Below are 21,296 nucleotides of genomic sequence, written 5' to 3' on the forward strand. Positions count from 1 at the left end.
CCACTCTTACATCTCGACTTCGCTCGATCCGACAAAATTAAATTTTAACTACAGTACATTGGTTGTCAATAGCTGTAAAAGTTAATCTAATTACTTGTAAAACTGCAAGCAAGACAAACGATGAAAATGAACCTTTGCAAATAATAAAAGCTACGATTAAATATTAGTTCTTAAAACTCCCCAAAATCCCTCTCAGCATACCGTTGACGTCAAACTTAGCATCTTCGGTTAAACCCATTCTTACAATTACTAAATCCTGAGACGGAATGATAAATACCTTCTGTCCTTGAAAACCATTGGCAGAGTATAAATCTCTTGGAGCATCTGGATATCTTCCTCCAGCATTTAGCCAAAAGTGTGCCCCATAATCTCCATTCGAACCATTAGTAGGTGTCGCTACATATTTGGCCCAGCTTTTATCAAATAGTTGTTCACCATTCCAGTATCCTTCGTGTAAATACAGTAAACCAAATTTTGCCCAGTCGCGCGTGGTTGCCCATGCATAAGACGAGCCAATGAAATTTCCTGCCATATCAGTTTCAACCACCATGGAGTTCATACCAATCTTATCAATCAGCGCCGAGTACCAAAAATCTAAATATTCTTGATGCGTCTTAAATTGATTTCTCAAAATATAAGACAGTAAATTAGTCGTTCCTGAGGAATAGTTCCAATGGGTATTAGGTTTGTAGGCAACTTTCTTTTCTAACTGAATGCGACCCATATTGCGTGATAGAAACAACATTTTTGTCGCATCGCTAATAGCTGTATAATCTTCCTCCCATGCTAAGCCAGAATTCATGTGTAGCAAATCACTGGTTGTGATAATCTTACGATCGTCATTTTTCCATTCTGGGATAGGAGCAGGTGTATTGATAGTATATTTTCCTTGATACTGTAGAATCCCAAATACAGTCGCGGTAATACTTTTAGTCATTGACCAACCTAGAATTTTACTTTCCTTATTAAAACCTGTATCGTATTTCTCAGCGATAATTTTGTCTTTATAAATAACTAGTAAGGATCGTGTGCGCTTAGCGACAGTTCCTTCGGTGTCAAAAGCATTGGCCACAGCCGAATTTAATTTAGCATAATCCACATTCGAAAAAACCGTGTCTTTTTGCTCCTTATCACCATAAGGAAATGCCAAATTATTTCTAGATTTATTTCGTTTAGGGATTTCATAAGGGGTACTACTATCAAAATCCTCGTCAATCAACGTAGCTCCTAAACCCTCACGATAAATGGCTTTACGTTCTTTCAATCCATAAACAGATGCCGTTGCAAACTTACCAGCTTCATTTATTTTGTTTTTAGCTAAATCAATTAGCTTGATATCGTTGTCTCCTTTTTCGATCATTTCCTGTGAACGCCCATCAATAAAATGTCCGGACGCTATACTCTTAGCGGCAAAACCAGAGATTAAATCTAATTTAGGATAAGATGTAAAACCAATATAAAAAATACTAATAAGCAAAGCAATACCAATAAACTTGAATAGTTTTTTCATGAGTTGTAATTTTAATGCAATTTATTAAAAAACAAACTAGTGACATATATAAAGTTGGTGGTAACTTTCATAAAAAATATAACCTATACTCGTTAAGAATCTATTAAAAACTTGGCTATCGTAATTTCATAGTGGTTTAAATTTAGTACTTTTGTATTTAGATTTTTTCTAAATAATTATGCTAGACATTCAAAAAATAAGAGCCGATTTCCCTATTCTTTCTGAGAAAGTTAATGGAAAAACATTAGTATATTTCGATAACGGAGCTACTTCTCAAAAACCACAAGTTGTAATTGATGCTATTTCTAAATATTATCAAGAAATCAACGCTAACATTCACCGTGGTGTACATACTTTGAGCCAGTTAGCTACAGATGCATACGAAATATCTCGCGGAAAAATACAAAATCACATCAACGCCAAGTTATCTCATGAGGTTATTTTTACTTCGGGAACTACTTTTGGAATCAACCTTGTTGCAAACGGTTTTACCTCTTTGTTAAAAGAAGGTGACGAAGTTATTGTTTCTGCTCTTGAGCATCACAGTAACATTGTGCCATGGCAGATGCTTTGTGAACGCACAGCAGCTGTTCTTAAAGTCATTCCTATGAATGAGAAAGGCGAACTTATAATGGAAGAATACGATAAATTATTATCTACTCGTACTAAAATTGTGACCGTAAATCATATTTCGAATGCATTAGGGACCGTGAATCCTATTAAAGAAATAATCGAAAAAGCACATGCTGTAGGAGCTGCGGTTTTAATTGATGGAGCACAAGCAGTGCCGCATCTTAGACCTGATGTTCAAGCATTAAATTGTGATTTTTACGTCTTCTCAGGTCATAAAATGTGTGGTCCTACGGGAGTGGGAGTATTGTATGGTAAAGAAGAATGGTTAAATAAATTACCCCCTTATCAAGGTGGTGGCGATATGATCAAAGAAGTTACCTTTGAAAAAACAACGTATGCTGGTTTGCCATTTAAGTTTGAAGCAGGAACCCCTAACATCGCTGGAGGTATTGTACTAGGAACTGCAATTGACTACATGAACGAAATAGGTTTTGAAAATATTCAAGCGCAAGAATTAGCTTTACTTGAATATGGAACGAAACGCTTATTAGAGATTGAAGGATTGAATATTGTAGGAACCGCAGAAAATAAAACATCGGTGATTTCATTTAATATAGAAGGAATTCACCCTTACGACATTGGTACCATAGTTGACAAATTAGGGATTGCAGTACGCACAGGTCACCATTGTGCACAGCCTATTATGAACCATTTTAATATTCCTGGTACCATACGTGCATCATTTGCTTTTTACAATACAACTGAAGAAATAGACGCTATGATTGAAGCCATTAAAAAGGCTGTAATGATGCTATCTTAAAAGATACTTTATGAAATTAATTTCCTTATTAATACTTACCTTATTTGTAGGCAAAGGTTGCGACAATAAAACAGATCAAGATATCAATACAGCAGTAATTGAGTATGTTGCAAATACTAGAGGATATTATCAAAAAATCACCATCGCGCAACAAGTGGTAACAATATCTGAGGATAGAGCAGCGAAGGAAAAAGGGAAAACAGAAAAAATTTCAGATGCTGATTGGAAAACACTGATTACACTTCTTGAAGAAGTGGATTTAGAAGCACTTAAAAATCTAAAAGCCCCCACTGAAAAGCGATTTTATGACGGTGCAGCTATTGCAAATTTGCAAATAACATACAAGGGAATCACGTACAAAGCACCTAGCTTTGATCACGGTTTTCCACCAGATGAAATTACAGAAATAGTAAATAAAATTAACTCATTTTCAAAACAAGATGATGAATATTAAAGAAATACAAGACGAGATAGTAGAAGAATTTTCAATGTTTGATGACTGGATGCAACGGTATGAGTACATCATTGACTTAGGGAAAAATCTTCCTCTAATTCAGGACCAATTTAAGACTGAGGAAAATCTAATCAAAGGATGCCAATCAAAAGTGTGGTTGCAAGGAGAACAAAATGATGACAAAGTTGTTTTTACTGCAGATAGTGATGCCATTTTAACTAAAGGGATTATTGCCATATTAATTCGCACATTTTCAAATCAAAAAGCAGAAGATATTATCGCTGCAGATATGGGATTCATAGACGAGATTGGTTTAAAGGAACATTTATCTGCTACTAGAGCAAACGGCCTAGTATCAATGATCAAGAATATTAAAATGTACGCAATCGCATTTAATGCAAAGAACTGATTTTAAGTTCTTAAATATAAGTAGCAGCAGCTCAAAACTGACGAAACTTATTTCTAGAACTCAGCAATCATAAAAAATAAAATGACTTATAATTTCTTAGCTTTCTATTCTAAATGAAAATTAAGAACCTTATTTGTTTAATACAACGACAATAAACACAAAAGAAAATGACAGAAGAAATAGACACAAACCAATTAGGTGAGGCGATAGTAAAAAAATTAAAAACGATTTACGATCCTGAAATCCCGGTAGATATATATGAATTAGGATTAATCTACGATGTGATGGTTAATACAGATTATGAGGTAAAAATTTTAATGACACTTACTTCTCCTAACTGTCCAGTTGCTGAGAGTTTACCAAAAGAAGTTGAAGATAAAGTAAAATCAATCGAGCACGTTAAAGATGCAGAAGTTGAAATTACATTTGATCCACCATGGAGTAAAGACTTGATGAGCGAAGAAGCAAAACTAGAATTGGGAATGCTTTAAAAAAGTTTCAAGTTTGAGATGTCAAGTTATACGTGCAAAACTTTCAACCTGAAACTTTAAACTTTAAACAAAAAAGAAATGGAAGAAATAATTAACAAAGTAGCCAGCAGCGCTCTTGAGGTTTTTGATCTAGAAGATTATTATCCAAAGGGTGTGCGCACGCAAATCGATATTTCGCAATGGTTATTAGAAGGATTTTTACTTAAAGAGAAAGACTTTAGAGAGCATTTAAAAAATCATGATTGGACTCAATATAAGAATCAGCTTGTAGCGATAAACTGCAGTACAGATGCTATTGTTCCAGCGTGGGCTTCTATATTAGTGACCATACAAGTAGCACCATTTGCTTCTAAAATTGTAGATGGTACCATAGAAGACCTTGACGCAGCATTGTATGAAGAGCTATTAGCTAAGGTTGATTATAGTTTATACAAGAATAAGGCTGTAATTATAAAAGGTTGTTCTAAGAAACCTGTTCCTATGCGTGCTTATGTTATTGCCGCAACAAATTTACAAGCATACGCAAGAAGCATTATGTATGGAGAAGCTTGTTCTGCAGTGCCTCTTTACAAAGCTCCTAAGTTATAATAAAACCAAATTATACTAGCGCAAATTACAAACGAGAAAGAAATTACTCGATCGCTGTAATTTGCGCTTTTTTTATAGTCTCCCACTCCTCCTTCAACCTATAATAGGTCATTTAACGACTTTTTTTACAGTTTATCTAAAATTTAATTAACTTTTTATTAACGTTTAGATTTTAAGTGATTTTAACCGTATTATATCGCTATTAAAGACCCGTTTAATTAAACTGTTAAACAAGTATACCCCTTCAAAACACTACATATCAGTAAGTTAACAATCATAAATTATGTGGCGATATATTAACGATCATACAATTCACCACGCCGTTTTAAGTTAAAATATTGTGAGTAAAATAAGGTTATAAAATTACAAATTAGTGATATACAGTATTTTAAATTAAATTAAGATTTAATATATTTAATTACATTTGTGCTTTTAAAACAAACACTATGAAAAAATCATTAGCAACACTCCTTTTTGTTTTCACAATTTTTGTGAGTAATGCACAAGAAGCAGCTGTAAAAGATTCAACAAAATTATGGACAAAGAAAGGTAACATTTCATTGTTATTCAATCAGTCTTCATACAACAAGCAATGGCTAGGTGGAGGAACTTCAAACATTGCTGGAAACTTTGGTTTGAATTACGATGTCAACTATAAAAAAGACGATATCGTATGGGACAATAAATTTATTCTTGCTTATGGTTTGAGTAAAATTAAAGGAGACGAGCAAACAGCAAAAACAGATGATAGAATCGAATTGAACTCATTATGGGGTAAAAAAGCATCAGGAAACTGGTACTACTCTGCATACTTCAATTTCAAGAGTCAGTTAGATACTGGTTTAGATAAAGACGGTACTCGTATTTCGCATTTTTTCTCTCCTGCTTACTTTCAAGTTGGACCTGGACTTCTATGGAAAAAGAGTGATAATTTAAGTGTGAATTTTGCTCCAGCAGCTGGAAAAGCAATTTTTGTTCACAAGCATTTTACAGAGTTTGGTCCTTCATACGGTGTATTACAAGGTGACAATTCTCGTTATGAATTTGGAGCTAGTATCTCTGCATACTACAAATTTGTGGTAATGAGCAATGTATCTATTGAAAACAGATTGAATTTATATTCTAATTATTTAGAAGATCCACAAAATGTAGATATTGATTACCAAATGAATGTGGTAATGAAAATCAACAAATACTTATCAGCAAATGTTGCACTACAAGCTATTTATGATGACAACTCTATTAAAGGAGTTCAAGTAAAAGAGCTATTTGGTATTGGAGTGAACTACGGTTTTTAATCTCGTAAGAGATTACAAAATCCCCTTTGAATTTATTTTCAAAGGGGATTTTTTTATTTCAGACCACTTACTTTTTCATAAAAGTATAAGTGGTGTTTGTTGTATTTTCTTGCTCGTTTACTTCTATTTCAAAAGTAATCTCTGCGCCTAATTCAAGTTCGTCATTGATTCCCTCCATAAATCCTAACAACGTAGGAAGTTCGATTTGATCCTCAATATTGAGTTCTTTTAGGATTTTTAAATAGCGATCAACACCTTCTAATTTTAATACCGTTTTGTTAGGGGTAAACTCACTTATTGTAAATACATATTCAGGATTTGAAGTGTATATGGCAGTAATCGTAGTTAATGCAAACGCGGTTGTGTCAAAAGGAAAATTAGGCATTTTACCTTTACATTGAATTGCCTTCATTTTACCTAGATCATAGAATATTTTCTTAGAAATACGCTTGCAGGCTTCTGGACCAAATTCGTTTGAAATGTGTTGTAGAGATAAGCCATAGAACGCAGCTGTAACGCTTGATAGTCCCAGTGTAAGTTCGTTCACTGATTCAGGCACAAGGTATTTTTGACACTGCTCTTTAATCTCTTCAGTAAGATAATGATCTTGCTCTCGTATATTTGTAGGATAGATTTTCATAACTAAATTTTACGCTCTTGTTTCAATTAGCGACTACCTAACATAGCGTACTAATTAAAAAATTGCAGTTGTTTTGTTACTCTAAATTAAGGATTATTTTTGGCATGCAACCACTCACACTACATACTAGCACTCGTTTTGTACCATATTTAACGATTTTTAGATTTCGATAAAATCCCCCATAGTTGTACACACTATTTTAATTTTCGAATAGTACCCTTACTTCAATCTAAGGTTCGATTACCACGTGGCTCATCACTTTCATGAAGCACATCTATAGAATGTAAAAACTGAGCCGCCGCTGCAGAATCTTTCACTTTCACCGCTGAACGGACTAACATATCGTTTTCATATTCATCTAATATTGTTGTTCTAATTGTGGCTCTAGTCCATGGTGCAGGACCACTACAAAATTTATAAATAGTATTTGCTAGCGACAAAGCATCTAGAAGCGCCTGATTTGCACCCTGTCCTTTAAACGGACTCATAGGATGTGCTGCGTCCCCTATCAACGTACAATTTCCCAAATGTTTTAAATTTTCAGTACTTAAAATATCTCGATCATAAACTGGATAACCCGAAATTTTCACCTCTGGTGTGGCTGCAATAATTTCTGGAATTGGACTGTGCCAGTGTGTGCGTTTAATTGCTTCTGATTTTAATGCTGCAGCTCCTTTTGTACTTAAAGCTATAGCATCCTCTTCAGTCATAGGAAAACTAAGTTGCCACATCACCGTATTTTTATCATAGGGCATGACATATATACGTTCGTTTCCATTAGCTGTTTGAAAAACGGTCGCAGCATCTAACAACACACTATCTACATTTTCTAATGCTGCAAGAGGGCAAATTCCTAGAATGACAATACAGTCTAAATAGCGCAATGGCGTAAGTTGTTCCCCAATCATTTTTTTTCGAATAGCACTCCTAATTCCGTCAGCACCAACCACAATATCTGCTTGAGCAAATATGGCTTTTCCGTTGACACTAAATTCTAAAGTGATAGCTGTTTCTGATTCCGTGAAAGATACAAATTGGTGTCCCCAATTTATGTTGGTTCCTTCTGTTAGTTGCTCTAATAGGGCTTTGCGCAAAGATTGCCTAGCAATATGGACATTAGTGCGTTTAGAAGAATAATCGACGTCCTCAGCAATCCATTTTCGATTCCCCCAGCTGCCTATAACTTTTCCGTCAGTGGTATGCACGAGGTGTTTTGTAGAAACCACACCTTCTTTTAGTGACGTAATTCCTAAACCCTCTACCGCTTTTGCTGCTTGTTGTAAGGTGAGTCCGTAGCCTTGTGATCGCGCCTCAAAGTTGGCATCACGTTCATATAAACTAAACGGAATTTGGCGATGCAAGCAAGCTATAGCCAATGCTACTCCACCTATACCACCGCCAATTATCGCTACATGAGGAAATTTAGCAGCATCTGCGATAGGTTTTTCTTGGCATTGCACTAGTCCAGAACCGTTGCAACTCGAGCAAACATATAAATGAGCCTTTGGAAGATTAGGTGCTTTGCCTACATTTCCTGAAAGTTCATATTGCTTAACGGCATTCAAATAATTTGCACGCACTTTTTTACTAAGACCTTTGCTTTTTTTTCCGCGGCCTTGACACTGTGTGCAAATTATCCAGTTTGATTTTATGTTTACTTCCTCTTTCAAAAATATTTTTTTTCGGTGCTGTATCTAAGTTGATATACACAGCAAAGATAGAATTTTACCAAATCAGCTCTAGCACAATCACTAATAAAGAAAAATAAATTAACAGCTCCAAAACAAAACTTGATCTTTCGAAAAAAAATATTGAATTGCAAACTAGTTTCTTTTTCATTTTCGAACAAAAAGCTGCAGTACCCTCTGCATATTATTTCCTGTTAGAACTAAATAATATAAATGATTAGTGCAAAAAAAAAATCCCTTTTCAATACTGAAAAGGGATTTTATAATTTATTTATTCTTCTTCGTTGTCGTCGTCATCTTCTTTTTCGACAGCATCTTTATAATCCGGATACAAGAATTTATTGTAGGGAAAACGAGTGATATGAATGTGCCTTACAGCCTCATACACACGCGCTCTAAATTCCTCAAAATTCTCTTTATTTGTCGCCGAAATAAACAAGGCATTCTCTTGACCTACGCGACCCATCCATGTAGATTTCCACTCTTCAAGTGTGTAATGTCTAGGTGTTTTTTCGGTAATTAAATCGTCGTGATCAATCGTTAAATGTTTGTAAGCATCAATTTTATTAAAAACCATGATTACTGGTTTATCATTTGCTTTAATGTCTAACAATGTTTGATTCACAGATGCGATATGATCTTCAAAATCTGCATGAGAAATATCTACAACATGCAATAACAAATCAGCTTCACGAACCTCATCTAGAGTACTCTTAAAAGAATCTACTAGCATGGTTGGCAATTTGCGAATGAAACCAACAGTATCAGACAATAAGAAAGGCAGGTTTTTAATTACCACTTTTCTAACAGTAGTGTCAAGCGTTGCAAATAATTTGTTTTCGACAAAAACATCGCTTTTCCCTACAGCATTCATTAGGGTTGATTTACCAACATTTGTATATCCTACTAGAGCCACACGCACCATCGACCCGCGATTACCGCGTTGTGTTCCCATTTGCTTATCAATAGCTTTGATTTTATCTTTCAATAAAGCAATTCTATCGCGCACAATACGTCTGTCTGTTTCAATTTCTGTTTCTCCAGGTCCACGCATTCCAATTCCCCCTTTTTGGCGTTCAAGGTGTGTCCATAATCCAGATAAACGTGGCAACATATAAATACATTGCGCCAACTCAACTTGTGTTCTTGCATAAGAAGTCTCTGCTCTTTGTGCAAAAATGTCCAGAATAAGGTGTGTTCTATCTAGAATTTTACATTCTACTATTATTTTTGAAATGTTCTTTTGTTGTGAAGGCGTTAACTCGTCATCAAATATTAAAGTTGAGATTCCGTTTTCCTTTACATACGCATGAATCTCTTCTATTTTTCCTGTCCCCATGAAGGTTTTAGGATTAGGGCGTTCCATTTTTTGTGAAAAACGCTTCACTACTTCCCCACCTGCTGTATAAGTCAAAAACTCCAATTCGTCAAGATACTCCGTTAGTTTCTCTTCACTTTGATTTTGGGTTACAATACCAACAATGGCGGTTTTTTCGAAATTTAATACTTCTTTTTCTAACATATTTTTAAATAAGTTACAAATTTAATCATTTGTATGCTATTAACTGTAAGGTAGTGTATTTTTTAAATAGCTGCGGTTATATTACCTTTTTTTTAACAGCTATGTTCTAAATGCGCATAAAAAAAGGGGATTTCTATATCCAGTAGAAATCCCCTTAGTACACTATTATTATATTAGTTTACCGAAATTAATTTTACATTAAAAATTAAAACGGATCCACCTGGTATTCCGTTTCTATCACTTTCCCCATAACCTAAATGTGCTGGTATTAATAAAATACCGCTTCCGCCCTCTTTTAATAATGGAATACCTTCTGTCCACCCTTTAATAACTTGGTTTAAAGGAAAGCTAATTCCATCTGCTCCGCTTTCATCAAATACTTTTCCGTTCAAGAAAGACCCTTTGTAAGCAACGGTCACATTAGAAGTTGCTGTAGGTTGTGCACCAGTTCCAGGTTCAGTGATAACATAATACAAACCTGAGTCGGTTTTTGTTGCAGTTAAGTTGTTTTCTTTAACATAAGCAGAGATATCTGCATCATTTTGTTTTACAAAATCAACATTCTCATCTTTAGAACTACTGTTACAAGAAATAAAAAGTGTTAATAATCCAGCAAATAAAGCGTATTTCATGGTATTTAAATTTAAATATTTTTGCAAATATACTAAAAGTGTGTTGGATATAATTACAAATTATTCTGCAACAATTTGCACATCATCAAGTAGAAAGCTACCGTCTAGTGCTAAGTTTTTTCCGGATCCAGTGTATTTAAAAGCAATGTGCACTTCACCTTCATAAGACGACAAGTCTATTTTTCCAGACCCTATATATTGTAAGTCGAGCGTGGCTTGATTAGGCAGTTTCGGATTTAATTTTACCCAAGAAGCTTGTTCTACATTTAAACCATCAAAATCAGTGGCGATATACAATTCTAAAGCATTCAAATCAGAATTCACATCTAGCCCTTCTTGCGCTGTTCTAAACGTGAGTACTTCGTTTTCAGTGTCGTCTAAGTTTATAGGTGGTGAAATTAGCCAAGCCTCATTCAAGTCTACTCTTGTTCCGCTTATTGCAAACTCGGCATAGCCATTGCCGTCGAGTATACCCGACCTCCAGAATAATTTTCCTTGAGTAACAATGTTAGTCCAGTCAGGCAGGCTCAAATTTGCTTTATCGGTTACTGATTGAAAGTTTTCGATAAAAAAAGGAATTGCTCTGCTTCCCTCCATAGAAATATCGTCGAGAGAGCGCACCACCAGCTGAAAGTCATCGCTATACTTAGTAAGTACACCACGTACTGTGCCTACTCCTGTGGGTAATTTATCTGCAGCAAATCGAGCATAGCTGCTCGTTCTTAAAATAATTTGATTGCCCTCATCGTCTCTCAAACTCCAGTTTGTCGCACCGCCAATGTCATTTGTCTCTTCATAAAAATTACGCCCTATAGCCTCCTCTGTAAACTGCACCCCTGAAACTTCTATCAATGTATTCACTTTCTCATCGTCTTGGGATTGCGCTATTGTCATAGGAGTTACCAACTGATCATCAGAAACTGTGGTACAAGAAGCAATCAAAATATCTTTAAAATCATTTTGAGACAAGCGCCCCACACCGCCAATATTAAAACTGCTAATAAAGCTCGTTCCTATACGCAAACTGCCATATTTAATATCAGTGAATTGATTTTTAAGTTTGACGTATACTTTATTGCCTACCCTATAGTCAATATAAGCATTGCTCACATCAATGGGAACGCTAAAACCAATTGCTTTTGAAGTAGGCGTAGGTAAGGTTTGAAACGAAATCGCCTTAAAAAAATTTCCATATTCATCACTTGAAACTACATAAGCTGCAATCACATCATCATAAGTGTACCCTCTCACGATATTGTTGCTTGCGGCTCGAATATCTGCAACTGATTTATTAGCCACTAGATCCGGTTGATCACAAAGAACGGTAGGTACAGCAACATCATTTGTACTACAATTTATTAAAAGGCTGCATATAAGGAAGCTATAAAAATAGCGCTTCATGTGGTTTTTCATACTGCTTGTGTTTATAGGTTAAAGGATAGATTTAAGAAAAAAGTTCTTCCGTATCCATAATAATATTTACTACCAAAGGAGGGTGTTCCGCTAGAAACATCTTGATTGAGCTGTCTAAAATTTCCGTTTCTAGCTTGCTCATATCCGCCGGTTTTATACCTTAAATTCAATACGTTGTTAATGCTTACAAACAAGCCAATGTATTTTCTATTGATTCGCCACGATTTCCCGCCTATTACATTAAGTAAAAACACTGCAGGAAAACGTTCTTGTTTTAATAATGCTGCTGATTGCGCTGCGGTAACCTCAGGGAAAGGTGCTCCACTTGCGGGATTAATATTAAAACTACTGGTTCTAGTAATCGATGAAAAATCAATGTAGGCATCGGCGAGGTAATTTAAATTTGTTGCCACCCACCAGTATTTGGGATCACGGTATTCTAAACCTAAACTATATGCTTGCTGTGGCATTCCGGCTTGTTTGTAATTTTTTAATAAAGCAGGACCAAAATCAAAAGAAGGCTTGGTGTTTTCTACTGTTGCTAAGGCATCGTTATTCACACTCAAATTAGGGTTATTAGTATAAATATATTTACCGTAAGCGGCGGCAAAAGTAGTTTTAATAGTCGTTGTCAGTTGGTACTCAAAACTCAACTCAGCTCCCATATTTCTCGTATTAATATTCGTCAACGTCTGCCCTACAAAGGCATTAGTATTTGTGTTACCTCCGCCGTTGTCAAATATTCCTTCAGCATAAAAAAAGCTGGTTTTTGCGGCATCTCGCATCGCGATATAATAGGCCGTTACCCTCGCTTTAATTTTAGGTGATCTAAAAATGTAGTTGACATCAGCACTACTTATAGTTTCGCTAGCGAGTCCGTCTAGAGTAGCATTATTTAATCTTGAATTAGGGAAAGCATTTCGCAAACTCGGAGCTTTAGTAAGGTGAGTAGCATTAATATGTAACAATTGTTTTCCTGAAATTTTATAGGTAAGTCCCCCTTTGAACCCAAAATTTTCAAACTTAATTTTTTGGCTTTTGCCAAAGGATATATTCTCATAGATTCCGTTTTTGTATAAACCTTCACGCTGGTAGCTTGTATTAGAAAAGGTTTGCGCTAGGTAGAAATCTACTTTATTGTATGAAAATTTGAACTGTGTGAACGCATCAAAGGTAGTAGCATCAAACAAGAAATTATACCCATAGGCATCTCCTACTTTTACTTTCCTGTTGGGATTATTTAAATCGGCTTGGGCTTGTTTTCCTTTGTAAAATGCATCAATATCTTCAAAGTAGCTTCCGCCAAGGAGATCTGTTAGCTTTTGATAATTGTGGGATCTTAATTTACTAAAGCTGGCTCCCGCTTGTAAAGAAATATTCTCTGTCAACAACGTATTAAAAACTGAATTACCCACAAATAAATTATCATCTGTACGGTCTTCATATAAAACGTAATGACTTTTTGCTGCAGTATAGCCCGTGATGGTTCCGTTTTGATCTGTAACTGGGTTTTGATTTGCGCGGTATAACGCAGTCCAGTCAATTTGCGGATTAGCTAAAAAAGACGCTTTACTCTTAGCGGCATTCTCAAAATCAGGAATAAACGCTCCCGAGAATTCTCCTTTATCGCGCTCATAAAGAGCTGTAAAATAGCTAGGCATTTTTCTAAAGTATGTTGGATCCGGGCTATTTGCATTTTGGTAATCAATTTTACTGTTCCCAATTCCACCAAACTGATACATTACGCTGGTATTTAAATTACTGTCTTTATCAATTTTAAAATAATGGTTCAAGAGAAACAGTGGTTCCTCAATTGTTTTTACTCTAGAGTTACGTTTCTCTCCATCTTGATAACCCCAATACCCATTATAGTTTACATTAGTAAGCGCAATAACCTCAGCCGAATTAGGTCCGTTTTTACCTCTTTCATTTCGAGCATAAATACCTGTAAAATTGATAGCATGCTTGTCGTTGATTTTCTTTTCTACCCCTAATAGTAAAGAGTTAGCATCATAAGTTGTTCCTTCAAAATGTCCTTCTCTTGTAAATCGTTTTCCTGCCGAAATCACAAATGCCCAACCTTTACCATTCATTCCAGTAGCATGCGTTATCATAGCGCGACCATTATAATTAGTATTTGTTGCAGATAGCGTTCCCTTTGTACCCGTTCTATAAGTTGACGCTCTAATATTCATGTGCTGGGTTCCTAGAATACTCCCAAAAGTATAATCAGAAGCGGTGGTACCAATAGTAAATTCTTGATTTCGGGTTGCATCATTTAGTCCGCCCCAGTTGCTCCACTGCGGTCTACCATCATAAATTTTATTCATTTTAATGCCGTTAATCATGATTACCGCCTGCTCCGTATTCAGCCCTCGAACTCTAAAACGGGCTTGTCCCCAGTTGAAGGCGGCCGCTTTTTGGAAAATATCTTGAGAAGATTGCAGCATTCCCGAAATACTTTCAGAGCCGCTGTTGTCCTCACTTAAATCCTCATCATACAATCGAATCACCGAACTTTGTTGCTGGGATATTTCGTCATTTTCTAATAAAACATTTCCAAGGTTAAGCGTTTGGTTTTCACCAATGGTTACTGGATACAAAGCATCTTTAAAACCTTGACTATGAAAAAGGAGGATTTGCGGCCCTAATGGTAGCGACTTAAAAAAGAATGATCCACTGCTGGATGTCAGTTGCATCTTGTTTGTATTTTGCACAGAGACAACCACATATTCTAAAGGTTTGTGAGTTTTTGCGTCTAATACTTTCCCAGAAAGTGTACGGTCATTTTGAGCCCAAGAAGTGGCAGTTAAAAGAGTAAAAAATAGCAGTAAGTAGCATTTTATCATAGACCGTTATCTGAGTTGCGTTGTTATTTTGACCTGAAAATGTAGGTAAGAATATCATAAACCACTACAAGCGACACGCTGTTGCTATCTATAGCATACTGCCAGAAAGAGACTAGTCTAACGCAAGCTTTTTTATATAATCGCTTACAGAAATCGTAGTATGAAATCATCAATTGGGGCGTTGATAATTGCAGCATAAAACAGTAAATAATTGATTTTCAGAGCTTAAATCTAACAAACATTTAACGTTTATGCAAAAAAATATAAGAATAATAGGTAATTAGTCTAAAAAAATATGGCGATAATTCTTAAAAATGATGGTTTTAATGATTGCAATTATATTGTCGATTGCGGTTATAGAAAGGTACTTGTAAAAACAAAAAGTCATCAATAATCCCGATGGAAACAAGTATCCTTTGTAGCCAGGGTTTGGCTATAAAGATACTGTGTACAGCGGGACTACAGTGACTTATAGATGAAGGTGGTACTATTGCTAAAAATACTACTGAATGGCTTTAATACGGGATACCATAAGTGCTATTAGAATTCCGAAAATACCGATGAAGGCAAACGAAAAACGAAGACCGAGTAACTCGGCGATATATCCAATTACCGGCGGTCCCATTAAAAATCCTAAAAAACTTACACTTGATACTATTGTTAATGCTTCCCCGGGAGGAACTGATGTGCTTTTACCGGCAAGGCTATATAATGTAGGGACAATTGTGGATACGCCCAGCCCTACGATCATAAAACCGATCATAGACGTGATTAAATAAGGGAGGAATACGGCGGTGAATAAACCAACAGAAATCATGAGTCCGCTAATTTGGATTACTTTTTTTCTTCCAAATCGCTCTATTACACTGTCCCCTAAAAAGCGACCACTCGCCATCATGATCATGAAGGAAGTATACCCTAAAATCACAAGTGATCCAGGGGCTTTGACTACATCTTTAAAATACAGTCCGCTCCAATCAAACATGATTCCTTCGCTTGCCATACAACCAAAACCGATTACGCCAAGCCAAATCAAAGTGCTATCTGGTTTAGTAAACAGTTTGTTACTTTCAACAATTTTAGGAGTTTCTTTAGCTTTGATTAAAAACTTAAAGTTGAAAAGTACCAGTGTGCACACGATTCCACCTACAATTAAAAAGTGATAATACGGTGTAAGGTCTAATGCTAGCATACATAAACCAATAAGCGCACCGGTAAATCCAGCAAAGCTCCAGACACCGTGAAAGGAAGCCATGATGTTTTTTTTATACAACCTTTCCGTATAAACACCTTGTGTATTAATGGCTATATTATTCATGTTCCCAAAGAGTCCGAACGAAAATAAGCCCAAGCCTAATTGCCACGAACTTGAAGCCAAACCAATATTAGTAAGACTAAAAGCATACATTAATAATGAAAATACGCCTATGCGATGACTCCCAAAACGAGTAACTAATTTTCCTGAGAAAGGCATCATCATTAACTGTCCTACCGGAAGCGCAAAGAGGATTGTTCCTAGATCGGCATCGCTTAATTGTAAGGCTACTTTAATATCAGGGATTCGGCTGGCCCATGTTGCAAAACACAATCCCATTCCAAAATAAAATGCTGAAACTGCCCAACGAATTCTTCGTAAATACGAGGTTTTGGCTTTTTTATAGGACTTTTTAAGTTTTCCTGGAGTTTTAAAGCGGTATATTAAATTTAAATCTATCAAATCGTTTTCGTTTTTTTACTAATTCAATTGGCAAAAATACTAAAAAGGTTTGCGTTTGTGTTGGTTATAGCAGTGCCCCAACTAATTACAACGTTATTGTTTATAAAAAAAGTAAAGCGCGCTCATTTAAGTGACTGTAGTACTGTTTTAAAAATCAAAAAGCTGCTTTTACAAACGCATTATTATGAGATTGTAAAAGCAACTTTTTAGGTAAGTTTTGCTATTGCAGCGCAACTAGCTATTATAAAGAAATTATTTTTCCTTGATGGCTACTGGCAATAGTCGCTTCGATTATTTTCATGACATTAACTCCGTCTTGACCAGAAACCGGAATTACCTCATCGTCAACTATTGCATGATAAACACCATCAAAAAAGTCGTAATAATTCCCTTGTAAGCTGCTTACTTTTTCTCTAATTTCCTTATCGTTTTCTTGAGTATGCAAGAGTCCTTCATTTTCTGGTTTTTCTGTTCCCCAAGTATCACGGTTTGGTTTTTTACCGTCTTTTAAGTCGTCTTCTTGTACATCGCCACGCACTTTTAAAAACGAGCCTTTTTTACCATGGATGGTATATGCTGGATTTGCCTCTCTCACAAAAAATCCTGCTTTTAAACGTACTCTTAGATTAGTGTAATATAAGGCAATGTCGATCCAGTCGTCTACTAAAGATCCTTGACGAGTGATTCTAATATCTCCCATAACTGCAGTAGGCATTCCAAATAAATATAGCGCTTGGTCAATTAAATGCGGGCCCAAATCCTTCAGGACTCCGGCTCCGTCGTTTGCAGTTTCTTTATGTGACTTAGCACTTAAGCTAGGGTTGTAACGATCAAAATGAAATTCGGCTTCTACTATTTCGCCTAATAATTGGTCGTTTAGTACTTTTTGTACCGTTTTTAAATCGCTATCCCATCTTCTGTTTTGGAATACAGCTAGCTTTACGTTTTTTTCTTTGGCTAGAGCCACTAATTCTTCTGCTTCTGCAACTGTGGTGGTAAATGCTTTTTCGACAATTATATGCTTTCCTGCCAGCAAGGCTTTTTTAGCATATTCAAAGTGCGTTGCTACTGGTGTGTTTACAACTACAAGTGCTATAGTATCATCTTCTAAAATTGATTCTATGGTTGGGAAACTTGTTGCTTCCGGATAATCGTCTTGAATTAACTTTTTACTGCGCTCCCAAGATCCTATTAGTTCGAAACCTTCGTGTAGTTTGAGGAATGGTGCGTGGAATACTTTACCGGACATTCCGTAAGATAGTAGGGCTGTTTTTATTTTTTTCATGAGTTGTTTATTGTTTGATGGGACGCTGGTTTTATTTGTTGTTTATGATCTTTGTTGCGGGATGGGACGCTGATCTTATTTTAATCTTGTAGCAATTGACATAGATTGCGAGATGGCACGCGGATGACGCGGATTTAAACGGATTTTATTTTATGAATGGTTTATGGTTTTATTGTGTGTTTGGGAAGCTGGGTTTTCTTTGTTGTGGGATGGGACACTGATCTTACTTTAATCTTGTAGCACTTGATATAGATTGCGAGATGGAACGCGGATGACGCGGATTTATATAGATTTAAACGGATTTTTTTTAATACATGGTTTTATTATGTGTTTGGAGTGCTGGTTTTTTTTGTTGTTTATAATGTGTGTAATCTTTGTTGTGGGATGGAACGCGGATTTTATCGGATGGAACGGATTTTTTTTTTGAATGTAACGAGAGTGCGCTAGATTGTATGTTTGAACGGATTTTCTATTAAATAGTGGCTATGAATTATGTGCAAATTTCATTACGATTCAAAATAAAAAAAGTAAACACAAACTACAGCAATTCGTAAAAATCTGTGTAATTTGTGTTTACTTCTTGAATGGCTTATGTCGTTAAAATTCTGAAAACTATTTTTTAGCTCTTTCGTATTGTTTTGGCCAAGTAGTCTCAGCGTTTAAATCGTGTGCGAAAGTCAAGGCAAGATTAGGATCTCTTAATGATTCTCTAGCAAATAGAACCATATCTGCTTTTCCTGAAGCGATGATGTCTTCTGCTTGTTGTGCTTCGGTGATTAGGCCTACAGCTCCTGTTAAGATTCCTGCTTCTTTTTTAATTTGTTCTGCAAACGGAACTTGGTAATTAGGTGCTACAGGAATTTTTTGGTAAGAAACTAAGGCTCCTGACGACACATCAATTAAATCTACTCCTTTGTCTTTTAAGATAGCCGATAGTTTTACAGATTCCTCTGCATTCCATCCTCCTTCTGCCCAGTCTGTAGCTGAAATTCTCACGAATAACGGCAAGTTCTTTGGCCATTCTGATTGCACTGCTTCGACTACTTCTAGTGTCAGACGAATTCGGTTTTCAAAACTTCCTCCGTATTCATCGGTACGCAGGTTAGATAATGGTGATAAAAACTGGTGCAATAGATACCCGTGAGCAGCATGCACCTCCATTACTTTGTATCCCGCGTCTACTGATCTTCTAGTCGCTACTTTAAAATCAGTAAGTACTTTTTGAATTCCGTTTTTATCGAGTGCCACAGGTTGCGCTTCGTTATCGTGATATCCTATTGCACTTGGTGCCACAGTTTCCCATCCACCTTCTGAAGTGTCTAATTTTTTATTTCCTTCCCATGGTGTAGAAACACTTGCCTTGCGACCGGCGTGTGCTAATTGAATTCCAGGAACCGAATTTTGACTTTCGATAAAAGCATTGATTTCAGTGAATTTTTCAATGTGAGCATCGCTCCAAATTCCCAAATCTCCCGGAGAAATTCTACCTTCGGGAGCCACAGCTGTCGCTTCTTGTATAATCAACGAAGCACCACCAATGGCGCGAGCTCCTAGATGTACCAGGTGCCAGTTTGTAGCAAATCCATCGGTTGCAGAGTATTGACACATCGGTGAAATAACGATGCGGTTTTTAAAAGTAATATCTTTTATTTTTATAGGTGTGAACAATTGTGTAGACATAAAATTCTATTTTTATTTATAATTAGTCGTGCTAGTAGATGGGCAAATTTTCAGGTAATTTTCGAATTTACTTTCGAGAAAAAACATACAAGTATCTGTGCCAGCTAGCGCGATAGTAAAGTTAGTTGACCTTAATGAAATTTAAAACTGAAATTCTATTAATTAACAAACTTTTAAAGTCTTATGGAATAATAATTGTAAATTATACAAATAGAAAACCTTACTTTTGTGAGTTATAAAAAGAATTAAAATTTAAAAATGGATCTATTTATCAAGCTTTCTCAATTTTTATTGAGCTTATCATTACTTATAATACTTCACGAATTAGGACATTTTATTCCTGCTAAATTATTTAAAACCAGAGTCGAAAAATTTTATTTGTTTTTTGATGTTAAATATTCTCTTCTTAAAAAGAAAATTGGAGAGACCGAATACGGTATTGGATGGTTGCCATTAGGTGGATACGTGAAAATCTCAGGAATGATCGATGAGAGCATGGATAAAGAGCAAATGGCTTTGCCTCCACAGCCTTGGGAATTTAGATCTAAACCAGCATACCAGCGTTTAATTATTATGCTTGGTGGGGTTACAGTAAACTTCATTTTAGCCTTTATCATCTATATAGGAATGGCGTTTGCTTATGGTGATACTTATATTGCCAATAGTGATTTTCAAGACGGGATGTTAATCAATAATCTTGTTATGGAAGAAGCAGGTTTTAAAACGGGTGATAAAATAATTGCTGCCGATGGCGAGAAGATCTCAAGATTTGACAACGATATCACCATGAAATTGATCATGTCTAGAAAAGTACTGATCGAAAGAAACGGTAAAGAGCAAGAAATTGCATTACCAGTTGATTTAGTTGATCGCTTATCACAATACGAAAAAACGAATCTTATTGATATTCGTATGCCATTTGTAATAGGAGCGGTTACTGATGAATCACCTAACACAAATTTACAGCCAAAAGACTTGATTACTTCATTGAACGGGCAGCCAACAAAATACTTTGATCAAGCTGAGCTTATATTAGCTAACAATAAAGGAAAAACGATTCCGGCGACAGTACTACGTGATCAAAAGGAACAAAATATCACTCTTAAAATATCTAATGAAGGTACTGTAGGGGTGCAACGTGGTGGATTAACAATCGACAATTTAGAAAAACTAGGCTACTATAAAATTAGCAAGCAAGACTACTCTTTTATGGAGTCAATTCCTGTAGGGATCACAAGAGGAAAAGACCAACTTATAGGTTACGGAAAGCAGTTAAAAATGATTTTTAATCCACAAACTAAAGCTTACAAACAAGTAGGTGGATTTAAGGCGATATTTGATATTTTTCCTGAAACTTGGAGTTGGGAAACATTCTGGAGAATTACGGCTTTACTATCAATTATGCTAGGAGTAATGAATTTATTACCTATTCCAGCACTTGATGGAGGACATGTAATGTTTTTATTATACGAAATAATCTCAGGTAAAAAACCATCAGATAAATTCTTAGAAAATGCACAAGTAGTTGGTTTCGTTTTACTTATCACCCTTTTATTATTTGCTAACGGAAACGACATTTACAAAGCCATTGTAGGCCGATAAAAAAAATAGAAAATATTTTATTTTTTATTTGGAGATATCAAATTTAGACCTATCTTTGCACCGCTTTACAACTGAAAAACATTTCAAAATAAAGCATCAAAAAAGATTAAAACGTTCTTTATAAA

17 protein-coding genes are annotated in these 21,296 nt (G+C 35.7%); 7 read left to right on the forward strand and 10 right to left on the reverse strand.

Features of this window, described 5'->3' with window-relative positions:
• Positions 1-163: 163 nt before the first annotated feature.
• A complete protein-coding gene (locus tag HNQ00_RS09655; RefSeq protein WP_173838127.1) occupies positions 164-1,510 on the reverse strand; it encodes a serine hydrolase domain-containing protein in 1,347 nt (448 codons plus the stop codon).
• Between the two features lie 178 nt (positions 1,511-1,688).
• On the opposite strand from HNQ00_RS09655, the gene HNQ00_RS09660 reads away from it, so the two are divergent.
• From HNQ00_RS09660 to HNQ00_RS09685, 6 genes are all read left to right on the forward strand, one after another.
• Positions 1,689-2,903 (forward strand): aminotransferase class V-fold PLP-dependent enzyme, encoded by a 1,215-nt coding sequence (locus HNQ00_RS09660; protein WP_173838128.1) that lies wholly within the window; start codon positions 1,689-1,691, stop codon positions 2,901-2,903.
• A 10-nt stretch (positions 2,904-2,913) separates the two neighbouring features.
• Positions 2,914-3,357: a hypothetical protein gene (locus tag HNQ00_RS09665; protein WP_173838129.1), complete on the forward strand. Its 444-nt coding sequence runs from the start codon at positions 2,914-2,916 to the stop codon at positions 3,355-3,357.
• A complete protein-coding gene (locus tag HNQ00_RS09670) occupies positions 3,347-3,766 on the forward strand; it encodes a SufE family protein (protein WP_173838267.1) in 420 nt (139 codons plus the stop codon). Before HNQ00_RS09665 ends, HNQ00_RS09670 begins: the two co-directional genes overlap by 11 nt.
• Before the next feature lie 167 nt (positions 3,767-3,933).
• Positions 3,934-4,257 carry an SUF system Fe-S cluster assembly protein gene (locus HNQ00_RS09675; RefSeq protein ID WP_173838130.1) on the forward strand — a complete coding sequence of 108 codons (324 nt, stop codon included), beginning with the start codon at positions 3,934-3,936 and terminating at the stop codon, positions 4,255-4,257.
• Positions 4,258-4,335: 78 nt separating this feature from the next.
• Positions 4,336-4,845 carry a DUF2480 family protein gene (locus HNQ00_RS09680; RefSeq protein ID WP_173838131.1) on the forward strand — a complete coding sequence of 170 codons (510 nt, stop codon included), beginning with the start codon at positions 4,336-4,338 and terminating at the stop codon, positions 4,843-4,845.
• Between the two features lie 446 nt (positions 4,846-5,291).
• Entirely contained in the window at positions 5,292-6,143 is an 852-nt protein-coding gene (locus HNQ00_RS09685) for a DUF3078 domain-containing protein (RefSeq protein ID WP_173838132.1), read from the forward strand.
• A 67-nt stretch (positions 6,144-6,210) separates the two neighbouring features.
• On the opposite strand, the gene HNQ00_RS09690 is transcribed toward HNQ00_RS09685, so the two are convergent.
• The 9 genes from HNQ00_RS09690 to HNQ00_RS09730 all read right to left on the reverse strand — a co-directional run bounded on the left by HNQ00_RS09690 (position 6,211) and on the right by HNQ00_RS09730 (position 19,569).
• Positions 6,211-6,783 (reverse strand): hypothetical protein, encoded by a 573-nt coding sequence (locus HNQ00_RS09690; RefSeq protein ID WP_173838133.1) that lies wholly within the window; start codon positions 6,781-6,783, stop codon positions 6,211-6,213.
• A gap of 224 nt (positions 6,784-7,007) precedes the next feature.
• The gene (locus HNQ00_RS09695) at positions 7,008-8,453 is read right to left on the reverse strand and encodes an FAD-dependent oxidoreductase (protein WP_173838134.1); all 1,446 of its coding nucleotides are present in this window, start codon (positions 8,451-8,453) and stop codon (positions 7,008-7,010) included.
• Between the two features lie 289 nt (positions 8,454-8,742).
• Positions 8,743-9,993 (reverse strand): GTPase HflX, encoded by a 1,251-nt coding sequence (hflX, locus tag HNQ00_RS09700; RefSeq protein WP_173838135.1) that lies wholly within the window; start codon positions 9,991-9,993, stop codon positions 8,743-8,745.
• Between the two features lie 173 nt (positions 9,994-10,166).
• The gene (locus tag HNQ00_RS09705; RefSeq protein WP_173838136.1) at positions 10,167-10,625 is read right to left on the reverse strand and encodes an FKBP-type peptidyl-prolyl cis-trans isomerase; all 459 of its coding nucleotides are present in this window, start codon (positions 10,623-10,625) and stop codon (positions 10,167-10,169) included.
• Between the two features lie 60 nt (positions 10,626-10,685).
• The gene (locus HNQ00_RS09710; RefSeq protein WP_173838137.1) at positions 10,686-12,038 is read right to left on the reverse strand and encodes a DUF5689 domain-containing protein; all 1,353 of its coding nucleotides are present in this window, start codon (positions 12,036-12,038) and stop codon (positions 10,686-10,688) included.
• A gap of 11 nt (positions 12,039-12,049) precedes the next feature.
• The gene (locus tag HNQ00_RS09715) at positions 12,050-14,887 is read right to left on the reverse strand and encodes a carboxypeptidase-like regulatory domain-containing protein (RefSeq protein WP_173838138.1); all 2,838 of its coding nucleotides are present in this window, start codon (positions 14,885-14,887) and stop codon (positions 12,050-12,052) included.
• Positions 14,888-15,389: 502 nt separating this feature from the next.
• Positions 15,390-16,604: an MFS transporter gene (locus tag HNQ00_RS09720; protein ID WP_173838140.1), complete on the reverse strand. Its 1,215-nt coding sequence runs from the start codon at positions 16,602-16,604 to the stop codon at positions 15,390-15,392.
• Positions 16,605-16,845: 241 nt separating this feature from the next.
• Positions 16,846-17,889, reverse strand: a complete 1,044-nt coding sequence (locus HNQ00_RS09725; protein ID WP_173838142.1) for a Gfo/Idh/MocA family oxidoreductase — start codon at positions 17,887-17,889, stop codon at positions 16,846-16,848.
• A gap of 612 nt (positions 17,890-18,501) precedes the next feature.
• Entirely contained in the window at positions 18,502-19,569 is a 1,068-nt protein-coding gene (locus tag HNQ00_RS09730; protein ID WP_173838144.1) for an NADH:flavin oxidoreductase/NADH oxidase, read from the reverse strand.
• 258 nt (positions 19,570-19,827) lie between these two features.
• On the opposite strand from HNQ00_RS09730, the gene rseP reads away from it, so the two are divergent.
• On the forward strand, positions 19,828-21,171 hold the full coding sequence (gene rseP, locus HNQ00_RS09735) for an RIP metalloprotease RseP (RefSeq protein ID WP_173838146.1): 1,344 nt from the start codon (positions 19,828-19,830) through the stop codon (positions 21,169-21,171).
• Positions 21,172-21,296: the final 125 nt, after the last annotated feature.

The organism is Flavobacterium aeripolare (genome assembly GCF_013294025.1).
GTDB lineage: Bacteria > Bacteroidota > Bacteroidia > Flavobacteriales > Flavobacteriaceae > Flavobacterium.